This is a genomic window from Fibrisoma montanum, from assembly GCF_003583365.1.
Taxonomy (GTDB): Bacteria; Bacteroidota; Bacteroidia; order Cytophagales; family Spirosomataceae; genus Fibrisoma; species Fibrisoma montanum.
In genome coordinates this window covers 128854-148871 of the sequence record NZ_QXED01000005.1, presented here as the reverse complement: position 1 = coordinate 148871, position 20018 = coordinate 128854, and the positions used below count along the sequence as shown (strand labels likewise).

Below are 20018 nucleotides of genomic sequence, written 5' to 3'. Positions count from 1 at the left end.
TACAGGCAGCGTTTGGAAACGGACTGATTCATGAGAAAACTCCTATATTTTTTGCAGACGCTCGACTACATGCGAATGGTCCTGGGTATCTGCATCCTGCTGGATGGTTACCCGCTGATCTTTTTCTTTCGCGACGAGCTGCGATTAGCCCCCGGTAGCACCATGTTTACGGCCGTAGCCCTGGCCATGGGGCTGGTGCTGATGGTACCGTTCACCATACTGCGCCGGCTGTACCGGCCCAACATCACCATGTTCTGGATGGGGATCACGTTCCTGCTGTTCTGCATCGCGTACATGTACCTGTTCAACCCGTATCCGCAGGTTACGGACTTCACTAAGGATATGATCTACTTCGCTTACGTGATCATTTTCCTGTTTCTGCTCATCAGCATCCCGAACGACATCATTCGGGTCTTCATTCCGGTTGTGATCCTGTTCACGCTCGTATCCAACCTGGCCCTGGTGTATGCCCTGCTGACAAACCCGAACTGGGTAATCGGGATGCGGGCCACCATCGTTTTGGGCGAGGGCGACGAAGCCTCGGGCAACCCACATGCGTTTTCGCGCAATGCCTTTATGAGCATTGTGGCGTGTGCGATCTGGATGGTTCGCCCGCAGACCAACTTCCTGATTCGGCTGTTCTGCTTTTTCTCGGGTGTTTTCAGTCTGGCCATCCTGGTCCTGACCCAGACCCGGTCGAGCGTTGTAGCGCTCATTATTGCCATTACGTTTTTCCTGTGGTTTAACGTGCGGCCGGCCCAGATCCGGACGGTAGTCAAAGGGCTGTTCAAGCCCTTACCGATCATTACCGTCTGCCTGGGCATTATCGGGCTTATGTTCTTCTTTCGCAAGTATTACGATGCCTACGCCGTCCTGTACGGGTACGTGGTGGCTTTCATTGAACGAAATATGGAGAACGTGTACGCCCTGCTGGGCATGAAAGCGAAAGGAGCCGATTATAAAGCCGTGCTGGATGGGTCGGCGGCCAACCGATCCGTCAGTGCCACGTTTCTTAATAATGTTCTCGTCGGGCACCAGTACAAGCTCATTCTGGGCTACGGCTATAAGTACCTGTACCTCGACATACCGGTGATCGAAGCCCTGACGAATCAGGGCATACTAGGCTTTATTCTCTTCGGTGGCCTGAATGCCATGGCCGTTTATTATTCAGTTCGGGTCATGCGTACGAACCCCAATCCGCTCAATACGTTCCTGGCGTATTTCTTCACCCTGCTGATGGTACAGTTGTTTACCAACGGCCGACCGTATGAAATATCCTTCTGGTTTCCGCTCGCTATGATGATTCGATTTATGGGCGTTGAACATTTATTTCCGGCCTATCTGTCCAACCGACCGCCCCTTCTCAATGAAGAGCAATACCAGGTGGTCGCAAACGGGCAGCCGACCCGATGAGAATCCTGATCGTTCACAACATTCTCTGGGCGCATTATAAATCCAGTGTCTTTCAGGCGCTGCAGCGGCTGGTCGACGCCCAGCCCGACGTTGACCTTCGGGTGTTGCAGATCGCCCGCAATGAGCGCTCCCGGGCCGGCCTGGAAGCCGCTGCCGGTACGTCGGCCGGTCAGCCCTCAGCGCCGACGTACGCGTACACCTATACACTCCTATTTGATCGCTTTCTGGAAGATGTGAGCGTACTGGAACGGACGCAGGCGCTCCTGCGGGAAGCCAAGGCTTATCGCCCCGATGTCATCAACCTGACAGGGTACTACGATCCGGCGCAGCTGGCCCTGCTGCTCTGGGCTAAACGACGCGGCATTCGGGTGGTGATGCAGAACGAAAGCACGGCCGCCGACCACCAGCGCGGGGGGTGGAAAGAACGCCTGAAACGCTGGATCATTGGCCAGTGCGACGGTTTCTTTTGTTTCGGCAGTCAGTCGGCCGATTACCTTATTGGCCTTGGCGTAGCGCCGGGACGCGTACTTGTCCGGAAAAACGCGGTCGATAACGACGCATTACTGGCCGCCCATCAACGTGCTCTTCCCAGGCGGTCGGCGCAGCAGCAGACGCTCGGCCTGCGCCCGAATAACTTTATCTTTGTTGGGCGGCTGATTGGGTTCAAAAACCTGCCGGCCCTGCTAACCGCCTTCGCCGATGCGCAGCGGCAATCGTTTCGGGCCGGAGCCTGGGGGTTGATCCTGCTCGGCGATGGCCCTGAACACGACGTACTTGAGCAGCAGATCAACGCACTGGGACTAGCTAACTTTGTTACGCTTCTGCCCGGCCGCCCCTGGTATCAGGTGCCCGAGGTGCTGGCCCTGGCGAACGTATTGGTCCTGCCCAGCCGGTCGGAGCCGTGGGGACTGGTTGTTAACGAAGCAATGGTGTGCGGCCTGCCCGTGCTGGTTTCCGACCGCTGCGGCTGCGTGCGGGATTTGTTGCGTCACGGCGAGAACGGCCTGGTATTTAACCCCGATCAGCCTGAGGAACTGACGCGCCACCTGGTCGAGTTCATGAACGGTACGGTCAGCGAAACGCGGATGGGCGAAGCCGCCCGGCAGACGATTGCCCCCTACGCGCCCGAGGCCGTTGCGCGGGAAATGCTCGATGGATTTGTAAAAACGGTACGCACCTGATTATTTCGCGGCTCATGCGAATTCTGAACATCTGCGCCTACACCTGGGAAGCCGGGGGCCCGCCTAAAATTATCTTCGATCACACTCAGGTTGTCCTTCGCTACGGCCACTCGGTCGATATACTGAGTCCCTACTCGCCCGGCGAAAAACCGTATCCCGTTCCTGAGGGTGCCCGACTGATTTTGTGCCGGCGAACACCGGTCATCAGCCGTTTCTTTCGGGAGGTATCGGGCGAACTGTTTGACTACCTCCGCAAACACGTTCACGAATACGATGTCATTCATTGCCACGGCCTATGGCATTTCGGTACGCTGGCTCCGTTCATGGTGGATAAGCAGGTAGCCAAGGTAGTGACTATCCACGGCGTACTCGATCGCTGGGTCTATGCGCATAACCAGTGGAAAAAGAAGCTGATCGACGGTTTGGCGCAGAAAGCCTTTTTACGCCGGGCCGACGTTGTACACATCAACAACACCGACGAGCAGCAGGACCTGCTTCGGTATTTTGGTTTTCAGCACCCGAACGTAGTGATTATACCAAACGGGGTAAAGCTGAGCGACTTTGCTCAGCTACCGCCGAAAGGTCTGTTCCGGGCAAAATTCGGCCTGCCCACCGATCGCAAACTGGTGCTGTTCATGAGTCGGCTGAACAGCAAAAAGGGCCTTGATTTACTCTTGCCGGCTTTCCGCGATTACGTGCGCCAGCACCCCGATACCGTGCTGGCTCTGGCCGGCTCCGACGATGGGTATGGCGAAGCCACCCGCCAGTTCATTGAGCAGCATAATCTGGGCGAGTCGATGCGGCTGGTTGGTATGCTGACCGGCGATGATAAGAAAGCGGCCCTTGCCGATGCCGACCTGTTTACGCTGCCGTCCTATTCGGAGGGTTTTTCGATGGCCGTACTCGAAGCGATGGCCGCCGGAACCCCTACGCTCGTTTCAGACCGGGTAGGGTTTGGCGAAACCATCCGCCAGCACGAGGCCGCCCAACTGGTTGAGTTAACGCCCGACGGCGTTCGGGCCGGTCTGGAACGCATACTCGCCGACGACGCCCTGCGGCACCGGATCAGCCAGAATGCAACGGCCCTGCTGCGGGCCCAGTACGACATCGACGTAGTGGCCAAACGACTACTCGATGCGTACACGAAAGTGGTGAAGAAACCGTAAGGGCTACGCGATGGTTCGGGTCCGGACAGTCGACCAGTCGACCTGCTTTTCGGCGTCGGCTACGTCCACGAACGTGAATTCGGTTAACAACTGCCGCAGTTTGGGCCAGCAGCCTTTCAGACCGTAGTAGGACTTGAACTGCCGCATCCGGCTCAGGCCCGGGATCATAGGCTGCTCAGCATCAAAATCACGGGGATGGAAATACGTCATGACGTAGTCCGACTGCCGCATGAACTGCCTGATGGCTCCGTAGGGCAACAGGCGAAAATACCCTCCGCCAGAAAAGATAAAATGCTGTCCCAGCACGCTGGCCGTGTTGATCGGAAACTCCTTCAGCAGCGCCCCTTTCACGTTCAGATAACTGGGTTTCACAACGCCCAGAGTGGCGTCTCCCCCGTGGGCGCGGGGAGCCGAAAACACGGAACAGTCAATCTCAATACCCTGTTCAAGCAGGATTGGGAACACCCAGCGGTTAAATTCCTTCACCGAAAAACCGGGAGCGCGGTACGAACGTACTTTTTTGCCGGTGATATCCTGCAGGTGTTTAATCGACCGCTCCAGATCCGCCTGAAACTCCTGGGGCGTCTGTTCATACGCCAGTTGATGAGCGTACGAGTGCGTAGCTACCTCATACCCGGCCGCGTCGATCCGCCGGATCACGTCGGGGTGCTTATCGGCCACCCAGCCCAGGCAAAAGAACGTAGCCCGGCTGTTGGTTTCATCCAGCAGCTGGAAAATCCGGTCCATATTGGCGTAAATACGCGTTTCGTACCGGCTCCATTCGGCTTCGGTCCGCGTCGACGCGTTATCCAGAATATGAAACCACTCCTCTATATCGAACGTGAGAATATTCATGTTTTTTAGTTGGACAAGTAGCCGGCTGAAAAGCCGGCCCTGAACCAGGCCTGCCCTCAACCCGCTGATGGTGCGCTTCCCGGCGGATTAATAGAACCGTTTTCCGGCCGCCTGAAACGCTTTTACATCCTCGCGCGTCGGGAACGAGAAGTACGTCATCTGCGACGCATCGTTCTCGATCAGCTCGTAGTTACCCGAATGGATTTTTTCAATTGATTCGACGATTGCGTCCATACCGATCAGCTTCGTGTCTTTAATCAGCTGCTCCTGCGAGCGGCCACCGATCTCTACTTTTTTCTGCACCAAAATCGGGCCACTGTCAATGCCTTCGTCTACAAAAAATACCGATACCCCGGTATGGGTTTCGCCGTTTTTCAGCACCCAGAACGACGGCATCAGTCCCCGGTATTTCGGCAGCAGGGCCGTATGGAGGTTAATACAGCCGTGAGTTGCTACGTCCAGCAGTTTGCGTTTGAAGATCTGATTGCCCGCTATGGACACCAGCAGGTCGGGTTTGTACGACCGGATTTTCTCCAGATTTTCGTCTTTGTTGATGTTCCCTTCGATCTCAATGAACGGTATGCCCCGGGCGGCCAGCACTTTGCGCACGTTGTTGCGGCTGTCCAGTTTTGAGCTCAGGAATTTAAACCCATACCGAACGAAAAAGGGCAATCCGAAGATTTCGTAGGTCTTCTTCATTTTATCCGTAAACCGTTCGCGCTTACCGAAAGGCGATACGTCGAACACGACCGTAGCGACGACTTCGGCGTAGGGCGGTAGTTTTTTCAGGAAATAATCAATGTTGCGGGCGAGGTAAAACGGATCGTCCTGAGTTAAGATGACCAAACGCATAAACAGGGTAGATGAGACTGGTTGCGCCGTAAAATTACAAAGTCCGGCGCAAAGCCAAGCCGTGTTTCTTATCGAACCACCACCTTCCGACGAAGCGTCCGCTGATCGCTGGTCTGCAAATCGGCAATGTAGAACCCGGCTTCCAGCTCATCGAGTGTGACCGTCAGCGAGTTGGCGGCCCGGCCATTCCAGACTTTGACGGCCCGGCCCAGTTCGTCGCGGATGGTCAGACTGGTGAACATTGTCTGGTCGGCCTCGATGCGGAGCGTACGATCGGCAACCAGCGGGTTTGGATACAGCCGAACCACCGGCGCCATCGGTTCCACGCCAAGCACCAGGGGCCGCGCACTGATTACGTTGCTGTACGGCGACTCCGATACGTCGCTGAAGGCCCGCAGCCGGTAATAGTACGTCCCCAGCGGATCGGGCAGGTTCGCATCGGCGTAGGTGGCCGTTGTCCCGCTCAGGGTGGCAATGGTCGTAAATGAGTTCGGCGATCCGTTGGAGCGCTCCAGTACGATTCGCTGCGCACCGGCCGGAGCCGTCCAGTTCAGCTGAATCTGCTTCTCAGAAACGGGTTTGGCCGCCAGGGTCGACACAGCCGAAATCAGATCTGCGATGGCTACGTTGTCGAACGTCAGCGCCCGCATGCCCCGCGCGTTTCGCAGCGTTGGGCCGTCGTAAAAGTTTGAGTACTGGTCCGAGAAGTAAGCCGGCAGGTACCGAATGGCTTTGGCCGATGCAGGCTGCTTCAGACTGAGCGTCACGCGGTTTCCGGCCGCAACACCGCCCGTTACGTCGCCTGCCTTGCCGTCCAGATATATATAATCCTTCAGGCTGCGGCTATAGACCTTCGTTTGCGTGGCGAAGTTATAAAACGCCGTATCCTGCGGCCAGACCATCTGCATACCTTCATTGAAAACCAGCGTAATCGAATCTTTCCGGGCGTTGTAGAACACCTTTCTGATATCCGGCGAGCTAACCTGCGCCGTGTCTTTCGACCCATACACATCCCGCGCCAGCAACCGGAACTGCTCAAACGCCAGCTGCTGATGGCCCTGCACGCCGAAGTGGATGCCGTCGTTGCCCATGTTCATGGTGCCGACCGTCGCAACGGCTTCAACGTTTTTGAATAACTGGCCCGTCCGGCGCTGAAAATCCCGGAGCCCGGCCGCGGCATCGACCCGGTCGGCCAGGATATTGATCTGGCCGACGTAGATTTTGGCGTCGTTGTAATCCTCGCGAAGCTGATCGTAGAACGTTTTGAACAGGGTCGGGTAGTTATCCGGCCTATTACCGGCTTCGTTTTCGCCCTGCTTCCAGATAATCGCCTTGATCTGTTTCTCGGCGTTGGCCCAGCGCGCCCGGTACAGCAATCGACCGTAGGCCGTCTGAAGGTCAGCATGGTTGGCCGGGTTGCGGAACGTCAGTACGTCGATGCCCGTGCCGCCAATGGCTTCGCTGATAATGCAGGTCGGGATGCCATACGTATCCAGAATCAGCTTTTGCAGCGTCAGGCCAAAGCCACCGACACTGGCATACGGGTTTTTGGCGGAGTACCACATCATCTCCCCCGGAATATTCAGTGAGCCGTAGGGATACGTGCAGTTCCGCAGGTACGTATCATCGAAGTTAAAACTGTAAGCCTCATCCAGCCCCGCCAGCGCCAGCGCATTCGACTGGCCATGCAGCAAAATCACATCCCCGCATACAACCCGGTTGCGCTCGGCCACCAGCGTTGAATCGGCACCTTTGTATAAAAATACCTTGAACCCATACTGCGCGCGCTCGGCCTTGATGGTGGTCGTCAGCCGGAAGTCAGCGTTGACGGCCGTGGGCGACAGCGTCTGGCTCATCACGCCCGACAGCACCCCTTCCCGGAACACCTGCATCCCAATCTTCTGGAAGCCGGCAGCGGTTACTTTTCCGTTTACAATCACTGCGGCCTGATTGGAAGCATCGCGTGGATAGAGTTGCAGGTCCCGGGGCAAGTTCTCGAACGTAACCTGGCCTTTCGCTGGAAAATTGAATAAAAACAATAAGACACTTGCGTAAAGTAGCTTCATTGGCTTTCGTTCGTATAAAAAAAGTAATAGTATTGCAGTAAATATCAAGACGTGCAGTGTTTCCCGTTGCCGGACCGCGCTTTGGTTACAACTAAGCAAATATAAAGTAATTCGGGAAACGTAGTTAACAGGGCATGGCCGACGTATCAGTCATTATTCTGACCTACAACGAAGAAAAACACATTGCCCGGTGTGTGCAGAGCCTGCACCCTTTTACGGACAAGATTTTCATTGTTGACTCGTTTTCTACGGACCGCACCGTTGAGATTGCCCGTTCGTTAGGGGCTGTGGTGGTGCAGAATCCCTGGGTCAATTATGCTACCCAGTTCAATTTTGGCATTACGCACACGCCGTTTAAGACCAGCTGGCTGATGCGGATGGACGCCGACGAATACGTGCTGCCGGAACTGGCCCAGGAAATCAACCAGCGGCTGCCGGCGCTGCCCGAGCACGTATCGGGTGTGTACGTAAAGCGCCGGGTGCTTTTCTTTAACCGCTGGATCAAACACGGCACCTACTACCCTATCTGGCTGATGCGGCTCTGGCGCCGGGATCAGGGCATCTGCGAAGAAACCTGGATGGACGAGCACATCAAACTCGTGAAGGGCCAACCCATTAACTTTCAGCACGATCTGGTAGATCACAACCTCAATAACTTAACGTGGTGGACACAAAAACATAATAATTATGCTATCCGCGAAGTGATTGATCTGTTGAATATCAAGTATAATTTTGATAACACGGAACGCGTTGAGCCCCGGCTGTTCGGCTCGCAGGAACAACGGACCCGTTTCTTCAAAATACAATACGCGTCGCTGCCGTTGTTCACCCGGCCTTTTTTGTATTTTTTGTATCGGTACATCATACGGCTGGGGTTTCTGGATGGGCAAAAAGGGCTGGTCTGGCACTTTTTGCAGGGCTTGTGGTACCGTTTCCTGGTCGACGCCAAGCTGATGGAAGTGTACTTCCACGCCGGGCGCGACAAGCAGGCGATCATTGATTTTTTTCGAACAGAATATGGCAAAGACCTTCGTCCCGGCCGGGAACGAGCCGCTGCCCCAGGACCCGTCGATGGCAGGAACACCGGCCGGCCGGACCGACCTGTCGCGCTTTAACAACAGCTGGTACAATCCCGGACCACGCTGGAAAGTGCTGCTCTGGTTTTTGGCCAACACGGTGTTTCTGAATAACTATCTGCCGATTCCGGTGGCCGTCAAGGCGTTCATCCTGCGGGTATTCGGGGCTAAAATCGGCAAGGGCGTGATGATCAAGCCGGCCGTGAACATCAAATACCCCTGGTTACTTGTGGTGGGAAACTACGTCTGGATTGGTGAGAAGGTCTGGATCGACAACCTCAGCGAAGTGACCATCGGCGACAACGTCTGTCTGTCGCAGGGGGCTATGCTGCTCACCGGCAACCACGACTACCGGCTGCCAACGTTCGACCTGACAACCCGGCCCATCACGCTCGACGAGGGTGTCTGGATCGGTGCTCAGTCGGTGGTATGCCCGGGCATCCGGTGCCATTCGCACGCGGTGCTGGCCGTGGGATCGGTCGCAACCCGCCCGCTGGAAGCCTATGGCATTTACCAGGGAAATCCGGCGGTATGGGTCCGTAAGCGCGAGATTAGAACAACATGAACTGAATCAGGTATCAGCCAATTTTTTTGTTGTGGCGCGATGAGATCAGCAAAGCTCATTCGAATAACAAGCCACGGCTGTTTTATCAACGTACGTGAAAGTATCCATCATTACGGTCGTCTTCAACGGCGCTGAACACATCCGGGACTGCATCGAATCGGTGCTGGGCCAAACGTATCCCGACATTGAATACATCATTGTTGACGGGCAGTCGACCGACGGTACTGTCGATATTGTGCGGTCGTATGGATCCCGCGTTGCCAGATTCGTTTCGGAATCCGACAAAGGTTTATACGACGCGATGAACAAAGGCGTTGGGCTGGCTACCGGCGAGGTAGTGGGCATGCTGAACGCCGACGATTTTTACCGCCATAACCGCGTTATCGAAAACATGGTCGCGACATTCAAGCGGACCGGAAGCGATGGCGTCTATGGCGATATGCTCTACGTTGACCGCAACGACCCTAAGCAGCTGAAACGCTACTGGCGGTCGGGCTGGTACCGGGAAGGCGATTTTCTGTGGGGATGGATGCCGGGGCATCTGTCTTTTTTCGCAAAGCGCTGGGCGTATGAACAGTATGGTTTGTTCCGGCTGGATATGAAAAGCGCGGCCGATTATGAGCTTATGCTGCGGTTCATTCATAAGCATAAGCTTAGGCTGGCGTATATGGACGAAGTAACGATTGTCATGCGTGCCGGCGGCATTAGTAACAGCAGCCTCGGCAACCGGCTCCGGGCCAATCGGGAAGATCGGCTGGCCTGGAAAGTAAACGGAATACAGCCTTATTTCTTTACCCTCTGGCTGAAACCGTTGCGCAAAATCAGCCAGTACCTACGTAAACCACCTATATCTACATAGTCAATGTACTTAAGTTCAACAAACCGGTCAATCAGATTTCGCTTGTATCTTTGAGGAAAAATTGGATTTTTACAAGCTTTTATACCCACACTTGACCCTACCGGAACACTTAAGTAGTCAAGACAGCAAATTTTATGAACTTCAATTTACTGATTGCCTTTTTGCAACATAAACTGGAAGACGACCTCTTCATGCTGGGCTTGTACCAATGCATATTGTCTTTTCTGGTCGCCTGTTTTGTTGCCGTCATATCCATACCGGTCGTTATCAAGATTTCGGAGTTGAAATCACTGATGGAAAAGCCAGGCGACCGGCGAGCCCACAAGGTACCCACACCCACCTTCGGCGGTATTGCCATTTTCGCGGCCGTCCTGATTGCCTATTTCCTGCGGCCAAGCATTGACCAGACCGATGTGTACCGCACCAACCTGTCGATTGTCGGTATGACCATCCTGTTCTTCATCGGTATCAAAGACGATCTGGTGGGTATTGACCCTAACAAAAAAATCCTGTTTCAGGTGCTGCCCGCCCTGATCCTGATTTTCTTCGGCGATCTGAAAGTTGATTACCTGTACGGCATTATGGGTTTTCACCACGTTGAAGACTTGATCAGCGTACTACTCACCTGCTTTATTTTCATTGCGCTGACCAACGCCATGAACCTGATCGACGGGATCGATGGGCTGGCTGGGGGCATTGCTACCATTGCCAGTGGAACGTTCGGCGCGTGGTTCCTGCTGACCAATCACTTCGCCATGGCCTGTCTGGCCTTCACGATGGCGGGTGCGCTGGTCGGTTTTTTGCGGTTTAATTTTTCCAAGACGAGCAAGATTTTCATGGGCAATACCGGCTCGCTGATCATCGGTTTCATGCTGTCGTTTTTCGCCGTGCGGTTCGTGGCGCTGAATGCATCGTATCGATTCGATCCGACGTCGTTCTTCAATGCCCCCATCATCGCGATCGTGATTCTGATCGTGCCGATTTTTGATACGCTGCGGGTTTTCCTTGTCAGGATTCTGGCGGGACGTTCGCCTTTCTCCGCCGATCGGAACCATATGCATCATATTCTGCTGGACAACGGTCTGTCGCACATAGCGGCTACGGCGGTGCTTTGTGGTACGTCGCTGTTGAATACAATCCTGTTTTTTGCGCTGCACCGCAACATTTCCAATACCGAATCGCTGATGATTCTGGGCGGGCTGTTCATGCTGTATATGTTATCGAGCTTCCTTTTGAAGATGCGCGTCGTTTACATCAGCACGCATCCCCGCCGTCGGATGGCCGTCATGCGCCGGGAGTTCCAGACCGTAATTGGTGGTCGCCGGATTATCGATTATCTGTAAGATTGGCGTTGAATCTTATTACCGGAAGCCCTCTGTAGGAGGGCTTTTTTTTGAGGTCAGCTAAATTCTTAGTAACACTGAAAGACGCTGATGGTCACCGTAGTACGCTAATAAAATACAGTAAATATGGATAGAAAATGACCAAGATTTTGTTACTGATATGTAGACATTTACATACCATGAAGAAGCTGATCGTCCCAATTGAAGCAACCGAGCCGGGCCTTGAAACGATGGCTTTTTTGCTGAAAATGGGCATTGAACAACTACAGAACAGCCCGGCCCTACGGGACCGGACCAAGATTAGCCTGAAAGACTTACAAACCGCCGAGCGTGTCCGCCGACAGTTAATGGCTGCGTTGTCAAAGTAAGGCAATCGCCAATCTGTTGGCTTGTTACAGGTAGTGACTATATACCCTATTGCAGGCGACTCTTTTAGTTACTCTACACTACTGGCTTTACGTGAACGTTACAATCTGAGCAGCCCGGACAATGTATTGTCCGGGCTTTTTGCTACAAATTATTCCGGCTGGAACATCAATTCCTTAACAAAGTATGTCCAGTAAATCATATTCACAAAAAGTTAACTAACTATTCACGAGAAACTGTTTACATTACGCCTGTTCACCTCCTACCCTTTATCACATCATGTACTATCCCTCCTGCGTGGGTCGATACGGGCGCTATATCCTGTTTAGTGCGCTATATGGCTTCGTATTAACACTTTCCATAGCTTCCTTAACGCCGAGTAAAGCCCAGAGCATCCGTTTTGTCAAGCCTGTAGCCAGCGGCACCGGCGATGGCAGCAGCTGGAGCAACGCTTCGGCCGACCTGCAGGCTATCATCAATGCATCCAACGCGGGCGATCAGGTCTGGGTCGCGGCCGGCACCTACAAGCCGGGAGGCAACGCCAACACTGACCGTACCATCAGCTTCTCGATGAAGAACGGCGTAGCGCTCTACGGCGGCTTCGAGGGTACCGAAACTGCTCTAAGCGAACGCCCAGCGTCGGTCACCCAGGCCCAGCCATCGACCAGCATCCTCAGTGGTGATCTGGGTATACCCAGTGATCGTGCTGACAACAGTCGACATATTATCTCCAACACCAACTTGGATAACACAGCTATACTTGATGGCTTTGTTATTACTGCAGCTAATCTTGTTAGTGTTCCTAATGACCTGGATCGAAACGGAGGAGGCATGCGTAATTTGAACAGCACTCCTACCGTTCGTAACTGTTTCTTTACAAATAACTATGGCGAATTTGGTACAACTGGTGGCGGAATGTACAACGACGCCAATAGTAAGGTGGCTTTAACCAATTGTACGTTTGATGGCAACTCGGCTTCTAGTGCCGCTATCTCAAGTGAAACTAGTTTAACCTTGATTCACTGTACCTTTACAACCAACCGTGGTTCTGGATTTGGGCCATCTATTACGGGTGGTGCAGTGACTATGAACAACTGCATACTCAGTAATAATACAACTTCACCGTCAAATAGTGGGGGAGCTGGTGGCGTAGCACGAATTGGTGAAGGATCTATCATAACCAATTGTGTGTTCAGTGGTAATGGAGTTGCTGGGTTTGGCGGTGCATTATACATTACCGGCAATTCAACTTTAACCAATTGTACTTTTCGAGGAAACCAGGCGACTGGGTTTGGCGGAGCCGGAAACTCGCAAGGTTTTGGTGGAGCCATTTATAGTGAAAGTCAAAGCACAACATTTACCAACTGCAGCTTCAGCAACAATTTCGCCGGCGGACGAGTGAGAGCAGGTGGTGGAGCAATTTATAATCAAAGGGGCAATCCTCAGTTCATTAACTGCAGTTTTGCCAACAATACCTGTGATCCCGGCGGAGCAATGTATGTGCAGGGCGGTTCACCCGTCCTGATCAACTGCATCATCTGGGGCAATACGCCTAACGGCATCACCAACAACACCGGTGCATCTACCACGCTGACCTACACCGATACGCAGGACAACACCCCCGGCACGGGCAACTTCTCGCTGGACCCCCTGTTTGTCGATGTCCCCGGTGATAACCTGCGGCTGAGAGCCTGCTCGCCCGCCATCGACAAAGGCGACAACCAGGCTAACACCACCACCACTGATGTGGTGGGTACCCTCCGCCTGGTACGCAGCATCGACCTGGGGGCCTACGAGTTCCAGGGCACTCCCCTCGCGCTGGCGGCCATCACCCAGCCCCCCAACCCCGTCTTCAGCATCCCCCAGGGCGGTACGCTCACCACTTCCGTTTCCACCACCGGCTCGGTCACCGCCTACCAGTGGTACAAGGACAACACGGCCCTGACCAACCAGCCCTCGGCCACCACCTCTACGCTGACAATCAGTCCGCTGAGCCCTTCAGATGCGGGCACCTACTACGTGGTGGTGATGGGCAGTTGCAACAGCGTGCGCTCAACCAACGCGCTGGTGCTGGTCAACACGGGCATGTACTCGGTCAAGGCGGGGGCCTGGAACGACCCTGGTGTGTGGTCGGAGAACCGCGTGCCCACAGCCGGTGATAGAGTACGGCTTAAGCACGTCGTGAGTCTGCCGGCGGGCTACCAGGGGCAGGCCCGGCAGGTGAGCTATGATCCGGGTCAGCGGTTGCAGTACGGAGCCAACAGCCGACTTAAGCTCAATCAGTAGTACGCAATGATTTTGTAATCAACCTATTAACGTATCATATCAACAATAAAGTCATGAAACTATCTACAACTCAACTTTGGGGCGGTGTTTTACTTGCCGTTTTGGCTATCAACACCGTCCAGGCGCAGGTCATTGAGCCAATTCCCGGTCAGTCGTTGACGATTACGGAGGATGTCAGCCTGAATGCAAACAAGTCGTTGCGAGTGGCCGACACAATCGTTCTGAAAACCACCTCAGCCACGCAGGGCAACCTGTTTCTTGGTTTGCAGGCAGGACGTGTTACGACCGGCGCACGCAATAACACGTTCTTGGGAACAGCCGCGGGGCTTAATTCCAATGCAGAAGCCAATACCTTTATTGGCTTCTCGGCCGGCCGCGCCAACACTTCCGGCCAGTTCAATACGTTCGTCGGCGTACAGGCCGGTCTGAACAACACAACCGGTAATTCCAACTTCATTATGGGAACAAATGCCGGGCTAAATAACATTTCTGGGACTGCCAATTTTTTCCTGGGCGACAATGCAGGGGGGAGTAATATCACTGGTGGGTTCAATGTCTATCTGGGTGCCAACGCCGGGAATGGTACCGATGTAAACGGATCGAATAACGTATCAATCGGGTTCGAGAGCGGCCGGGCCAACAGCGGTGGAATCAACAACACCTTTGTGGGCTTCCGGGCCGATGCTGGAGCGCCCGGCCTGCAGAACGCCACGGCCATTGGCAACAACGCCCGGGTACTGGCTTCCAATGCTGTCGTACTAGGTAACGAAGCCAACGTAGGCATCGGCGTTTCGGCTCCTACCGCGCGGCTGCACGTAGCCAGTGGCATTACGAACCAATCTGGTATACGGCTCCAGAACCTGACTGCCGCTTCACCCGCTCCGATTAACTCCAGCAAATTCCTGACGGTCGACGCATCGGGGAACGTAGTGCTGGCTAACTACGCTGGTGGCGGTCGCCAGGGTGCAACAGATAACACGGATGTATTCTGGCAGCGGAAGGGCAGCTATCTTCAAAGCATGAAAGATGAAGCTATTGTGATCGGCCAGAACGTCAGTAAGATGCCAACTGGTTATAAGCTCTTTGTGGCCGATGGCATCCTGACGGAGAAGGTCAAAGTAGCGATTAAGAACACGGCGGATTGGAGTGACAAGGTCTTTGCCCCTACCTACCGCTTGCAGTCGCTGGCGGAGGTCGAGCAGTTCATCCAAACCCATCAGCATTTGCCGGGTGTCCCCTCGGCCGAGGAAGTGGTCAAGCAGGGCGTAGATGTAGGCCAGATGGACGCCAAGCTGCTAGAGAAGATCGAAGAGTTGACCCTGTATTCAATTCAGCTCCAAAAAGAAAACCAGCAGCAAGCCGAAGAATTAAAGACTTTGAAGAAAGAGCAAGCTGAAATGAAACAGCTCCTGCAGGAGGTTCTCAGACGGAAATAAGAGTATTCAATCTGTTGAACTCGACCTCTTAATCTTCGTATGTTAATGACTAATAGATGCCGTTTTTGTAAGTCACTATAGTGTAGAAAATACAACACTACAACACTATCATGTTTAAAAACTACCTTTTCCTCTGCTCGATTTGCTTGGTGCTGGTAAGCGTGATTCCAGTACTGGCGCAAACAAACTATGTAGTCAATACACCTAACTCTACTACGCCCGGTGAGAATAATGTAGTAGTTGGTCCTATCTCCGGAACCAGCATTACAACCGGCGTTTCCAATGCCTTTTTTGGCTACCGAGCCGGTACTGGAAACACCGAAGGCAGTCGAAATACTTACCTCGGGGCTTTTGCGGGCACCAAAAGTTTTTTTGGCAATGATAACACCAGTGTCGGTAACGCAGCAGGTTCCGGAGGAGAATCTAACACATTCATTGGCGCTCAGGCAGGCGCTTCAAATGTATCCGGAGATCAAAACACCTTTGTCGGTTATCAAGCTGGCTATAAAAATGTAATGAACAAGTACAACACATACATTGGCTACAAAGCCGGGTACAGTAACAATGGCGGCTTTGACAATGTTTTCGTGGGTAATTCGGCTGGTTATTCAATTAATAAAGGGGAAGCTAATGTCTTTTTAGGATGGACGGCTGGATATTCTAATTACGACGGTAGCTACAACGTATTTATTGGTCATAGAGCTGGCAACGCTAACAGAAATAGCAATTACAATACGTTTATAGGTGCTAATGCAGGCACAAGAAATATTGAAGGGATTGAGAATACGTTTATTGGTTATAATGCAGGATTTTCCACTATAAGTAACTCTAATACGTTTATAGGCTTTTCAGCGGGCCGGGCTAACGACACTGGTCAGTTCAATACGTTTGTTGGGGTACAAGCCGGTCAAAGCAACACCACCGGAAACTCTAACTTCATGATGGGTACGAACGCCGGTTCGGCCAACACCACCGGCACAGCTAACTTTTTCCTGGGTGATAACGCTGGAGGAAGCAACATCACTGGTGGCTTCAACGTCTACCTGGGCGCTAACGCCGGCAACGGTGCGGGTGTGAATGGTAGTAACAACCTGGCCATCGGCTTTGAGGCTGGTCGGGCCAACGTAGCGGGCATCAACAACACCTTTCTGGGTTTCCGGGCGGATGCGGGAGCCAACGGCTTACAGAACGCCACGGCCATCGGCAACAACGCCAGGGTCAGTGTCAGCAACGCGGTTGTGCTGGGTGAAGCCGCCAACGTGGGCATCGGTACCTCGGCCCCGGCTGCTAAACTTCACCTGGTATCAGGCGTAGAAAACTCAGCCGGGCTGCGCTTTGGTAACCTGACGAGTGGCTCACCCGCCAGCGCGACTAACCAGACCAAGTTCCTCTCGGTGGATGGCTCAGGGAACGTCATTCTGGCCAGCACCACCAGCGGAGGCCGTGAAGCCGCCAGTGAGAGCCTGTGGCAGCGCAATGGCCGCTATCTGACCAGCAAAGATGACAACGCGGTAATCATTGGCTCCAACGTAAGCAAGACGCCAGTGGGCTATCGACTCTACGTGCAGGATGGCATCCTGACTGAAAAAGTAAAAGTAGCTATCAAGAACACGGCGGATTGGAGTGACAAAGTCTTTGCCCCCAGCTACAAGCTTCGTCCGCTGGCGGAGGTCGAGCAGTTCATCCAAACCCATCAGCACCTGCCGGGCGTCCCCTCGGCCGAGGAAGTGGTCAAGCAGGGCGTAGATGTAGGCCAGATGGACGCCAAGCTGCTGGAGAAGGTTGAAGAACTGACGCTGTATTCGATTCAGCTCCAAAAAGAAAACCAGCAGCAACAGCAGATAAACCACCAGCAAGCCGAAGAATTAAAGGCTTTGAAGAAAGAGCAAGCTGAAATGAAACAGCTCCTGCAGGAGGTTCTCAGACGGAAATAAGAGTATTCAATCTGTTGAACTTGACCTTCGTACTTAACATAGATGCTACCTTTTGCAGGCCATTGTAATATTGAAACTACACTTTAATTATACTATCATGTTTAAAAACTACCTTTTCCTCTGCTCGATTTGCTTGGTGCTGGTAAGCGTGATTCCGTCATGGGCGCAAACAAACTATGTAGTTAATACGCCTAACTCTACTACGCCCGGTGAGAATAATGTAGTAGTTGGTCCTATCTCCGGAACCAGCATTACAACCGGCGTTTCCAATGCCTTTTTTGGCTACCGAGCCGGTACTGGAAACACCGAAGGCAGTCGAAATACTTACCTCGGTGCTTTTGCGGGCAGATTTAGTGGTTTTAGCAATGATAACACCAGTGTCGGTAACGCAGCAGGTTCCGGAGGAGAATCTAACACATTCATTGGCGCTCAGGCAGGTGCTTTACATCAAACCGGAAATGGAAATACCTTTGTTGGCTACCAAGTTGGTTCTAAAAGTGCGTTTAATTTCGCTAATACATATATAGGCTACCAAGCAGGATACAGTAACAACGGAGGCGGTGACAATGTTTTTGTGGGCTTCGAAACCGGCTATAGAATTAACCAAGGTGAGGCTAATGTTTTTTTAGGTCGTCAAGCGGGCTTTAGTAATTACAATGGTGATTACAATGTTTTTATTGGGTTCAGAGCGGGTTTTGGTAACAGAGACAGCAATTACAATACGTTCATAGGCGGAAATGCAGGCACAAGAAATGTCGAAGGAATTGAGAATACGTTTGTTGGTTATAATGCAGGGTTTTCCACTATAAGTAACTCTAATACGTTTATAGGCTATTCAGCCGGATACAACAACTCGTCCGGTCAGTTTAATACGTTTGTTGGGGTACAAGCCGGTCAAAGCAACACCACCGGAAACTCTAACTTCATGATGGGTACGAACGCCGGTTCGGCCAACACCACCGGCACAGCTAACTTTTTTCTGGGTGATAACGCCGGAGGGGGCAACACCGGCGGCAGCTTCAACGTCTACCTGGGCGCTAACGCCGGCAACGGTGCGGGTGTGAATGGTAGTAACAACCTGGCCATCGGCTTTGAAGCCGGACGAGCCAACGTAGCGGGCATCAACAACACCTTTCTGGGCTTCCGGGCGGATGCGGGAGCCAACGGCTTACAGAACGCCACGGCCATCGGCAACAACGCCAGGGTCAGTGTCAGCAACGCGGTTGTGCTGGGTGAAGCCGCCAACGTGGGCATCGGCACCTCATCCCCAGCCGCTAAACTTCACCTGGTATCAGGCGTAGAAAACTCAGCCGGGCTGCGCTTTGGCAACCTGACGAGCAACTCACCGGCCAGCGCCACCAACCAAACCAAGTTCCTCTCGGTGGATGGCTCAGGGAACGTCATTCTGGCCAGCACCACCAGCGGAGGACGCGAAGCGGCTGTCGAGAGCCTGTGGCAGCGCAATGGCCGCTATCTGACCAGCAAAGATGACAACGCGGTAATCATTGGCTCCAACGTAAGCAAGACGCCAGTAGGCTATCGACTCTACGTGCAGGATGGCATCCTGACTGAAAAAGTAAAAGTAGCTATCAAGAACACGGCGGATTGGAGTGACAAAGTCTTTGCCCCCAGCTACAAGCTTCGTCCGCTGGCGGAGGTCGAGCAGTTCATCCAAACCCATCAGCACCTGCCGGGCGTCCCCTCGGCCGAGGAAGTGGTCAAGCAGGGCGTAGATGTAGGCCAGATGGACGCCAAGCTGCTGGAGAAGATCGAAGAGTTGACCCTGTATTCAATTCAGTTGGAAAACGAATTGAAGAAGGTTAAGCAGCAACAGGCAGACGATCTCCGGGCTATGAAACAGAAACAGGCCCAACTGGAGCGGTTGCTACAGGAAGTGCTTAATAAAAAATAAAACCAAACAGCCTGCTTTCCCGGCAGGCTGTTTGGTTTACATCAATGATCAGGCAATCACTACGTCCTGCGCCGGTTCGTTGGCTTTGGGCGATTTCGGCAGTGTGACCTGCAGAATACCGTCATGATATCCCGCGCTGATGCCGGCAGTTTCGACCTTACCGTTTAACTGAAAGCTCCGGCTGAACTCCCCACGGGCAAACTCCTGATGCCGCCAGTTTGGTGTTTTTACCTCCCCTTCCACCTGGGGTTGCTGGTAGGCGATGGTCAATACGTCGTCTTTGACCTGCACCGAAAAGTCGTTTTTCGACCGCCCCGGTGCGGCTACGTAGACCTCAAACGTTGTGGCGGTTTCCTCAATGTTGATCGGTACCCGAAACGGACCGTGTCCAGCCCGCTGCCCGAATGGCCCGCCAATCTGTCGGGGATGGCCACCGTAGTACCGCCCCTCCCCTTTCCTGTGGCCGACAGTACGCAACTGTCCGTGGCCAAATTGTGAATGATACATACACTTGTTTGTTAAACGTGACTATTCCAACTGTAGGGCGCTGTTTGCGAATGGTTTTCCTGGTATCAGTTGGTAACAGGGTAGTCGGAGAACCGGGTAAAATATTGTACGATGGTTCGGAAGCCGGTTAGTAATGCCTCTTTACTTCACATTATCCTAAAATAATATACTTATAATACACCAAACCTACCCGTTTCATCT

18 protein-coding genes are annotated in these 20018 nt (G+C 53.3%); 14 read left to right on the top strand and 4 right to left on the bottom strand.

Annotation, left to right across the window (positions count from 1 at the left end):
* Window positions 1-30 precede the first annotated feature (30 nt).
* From DYU11_RS17590 to DYU11_RS17580, 3 genes are read left to right on the top strand one after another with little or no spacing between them, the layout of a single operon-like run.
* Window positions 31-1413, top strand: a complete 1383-nt coding sequence (locus DYU11_RS17590) for an O-antigen ligase family protein (RefSeq protein WP_119669025.1) — start codon at window positions 31-33, stop codon at window positions 1411-1413.
* Window positions 1410-2594: a glycosyltransferase family 4 protein gene (locus tag DYU11_RS17585; protein WP_119669024.1), complete on the top strand. Its 1185-nt coding sequence runs from the start codon at window positions 1410-1412 to the stop codon at window positions 2592-2594. The genes DYU11_RS17590 and DYU11_RS17585 overlap by 4 nt, the downstream gene beginning before the upstream one ends.
* Before the next feature lie 14 nt (window positions 2595-2608).
* A complete protein-coding gene (locus tag DYU11_RS17580) occupies window positions 2609-3760 on the top strand; it encodes a glycosyltransferase (protein WP_119669023.1) in 1152 nt (383 codons plus the stop codon).
* Between the two features lie 3 nt (window positions 3761-3763).
* On the opposite strand, the gene DYU11_RS17575 is transcribed toward DYU11_RS17580, so the two are convergent.
* The 3 genes from DYU11_RS17575 to DYU11_RS17565 all read right to left on the bottom strand — a co-directional run bounded on the left by DYU11_RS17575 (window position 3764) and on the right by DYU11_RS17565 (window position 7533).
* Window positions 3764-4615, bottom strand: a complete 852-nt coding sequence (locus tag DYU11_RS17575) for a polysaccharide deacetylase family protein (protein ID WP_119669022.1) — start codon at window positions 4613-4615, stop codon at window positions 3764-3766.
* A gap of 87 nt (window positions 4616-4702) precedes the next feature.
* Window positions 4703-5467, bottom strand: a complete 765-nt coding sequence (locus tag DYU11_RS17570; RefSeq protein WP_119669021.1) for a methionyl-tRNA formyltransferase — start codon at window positions 5465-5467, stop codon at window positions 4703-4705.
* Between the two features lie 68 nt (window positions 5468-5535).
* Window positions 5536-7533, bottom strand: a complete 1998-nt coding sequence (locus DYU11_RS17565; RefSeq protein WP_119669020.1) for a sialate O-acetylesterase — start codon at window positions 7531-7533, stop codon at window positions 5536-5538.
* A gap of 134 nt (window positions 7534-7667) precedes the next feature.
* Here DYU11_RS17565 and DYU11_RS17560 point away from each other — a divergent pair, with 134 nt between their 5' ends.
* The 11 genes from DYU11_RS17560 to DYU11_RS17515 all read left to right on the top strand — a co-directional run bounded on the left by DYU11_RS17560 (window position 7668) and on the right by DYU11_RS17515 (window position 19310).
* Window positions 7668-8648 (top strand): glycosyltransferase family 2 protein, encoded by a 981-nt coding sequence (locus DYU11_RS17560; RefSeq protein ID WP_119669019.1) that lies wholly within the window; start codon window positions 7668-7670, stop codon window positions 8646-8648.
* Entirely contained in the window at window positions 8605-9174 is a 570-nt protein-coding gene (locus DYU11_RS17555; RefSeq protein WP_119669018.1) for a WcaF family extracellular polysaccharide biosynthesis acetyltransferase, read from the top strand. The genes DYU11_RS17560 and DYU11_RS17555 overlap by 44 nt, the downstream gene beginning before the upstream one ends.
* Before the next feature lie 94 nt (window positions 9175-9268).
* Window positions 9269-10033, top strand: coding sequence for a glycosyltransferase family 2 protein (locus tag DYU11_RS17550; RefSeq protein ID WP_119669017.1), 765 nt, complete (start codon window positions 9269-9271; stop codon window positions 10031-10033).
* A gap of 134 nt (window positions 10034-10167) precedes the next feature.
* Window positions 10168-11376 carry a glycosyltransferase family 4 protein gene (locus DYU11_RS17545; RefSeq protein ID WP_119669016.1) on the top strand — a complete coding sequence of 403 codons (1209 nt, stop codon included), beginning with the start codon at window positions 10168-10170 and terminating at the stop codon, window positions 11374-11376.
* Between the two features lie 179 nt (window positions 11377-11555).
* On the top strand, window positions 11556-11744 hold the full coding sequence (locus DYU11_RS17540) for a hypothetical protein (protein ID WP_119669015.1): 189 nt from the start codon (window positions 11556-11558) through the stop codon (window positions 11742-11744).
* A gap of 277 nt (window positions 11745-12021) precedes the next feature.
* Window positions 12022-14028, top strand: a complete 2007-nt coding sequence (locus DYU11_RS17535) for a right-handed parallel beta-helix repeat-containing protein (protein WP_119669014.1) — start codon at window positions 12022-12024, stop codon at window positions 14026-14028.
* A gap of 53 nt (window positions 14029-14081) precedes the next feature.
* Window positions 14082-15464 carry a bZIP transcription factor gene (locus DYU11_RS17530; RefSeq protein WP_119669013.1) on the top strand — a complete coding sequence of 461 codons (1383 nt, stop codon included), beginning with the start codon at window positions 14082-14084 and terminating at the stop codon, window positions 15462-15464.
* A 282-nt stretch (window positions 15465-15746) separates the two neighbouring features.
* Window positions 15747-15980, top strand: coding sequence for a hypothetical protein (locus DYU11_RS33685; protein ID WP_229365893.1), 234 nt, complete (start codon window positions 15747-15749; stop codon window positions 15978-15980).
* 422 nt (window positions 15981-16402) lie between these two features.
* Window positions 16403-17398, top strand: coding sequence for a bZIP transcription factor (locus DYU11_RS33680; protein WP_229365892.1), 996 nt, complete (start codon window positions 16403-16405; stop codon window positions 17396-17398).
* Between the two features lie 269 nt (window positions 17399-17667).
* A complete protein-coding gene (locus DYU11_RS17520) occupies window positions 17668-17925 on the top strand; it encodes a hypothetical protein (RefSeq protein ID WP_119669011.1) in 258 nt (85 codons plus the stop codon).
* A gap of 398 nt (window positions 17926-18323) precedes the next feature.
* A complete protein-coding gene (locus tag DYU11_RS17515) occupies window positions 18324-19310 on the top strand; it encodes a bZIP transcription factor (protein ID WP_199736741.1) in 987 nt (328 codons plus the stop codon).
* Between the two features lie 48 nt (window positions 19311-19358).
* Here DYU11_RS17515 and DYU11_RS17510 read toward each other — a convergent pair whose 3' ends face one another.
* Entirely contained in the window at window positions 19359-19817 is a 459-nt protein-coding gene (locus DYU11_RS17510; protein ID WP_119669010.1) for an Hsp20/alpha crystallin family protein, read from the bottom strand.
* Between the last annotated feature and the right edge of the window lie 201 nt (window positions 19818-20018).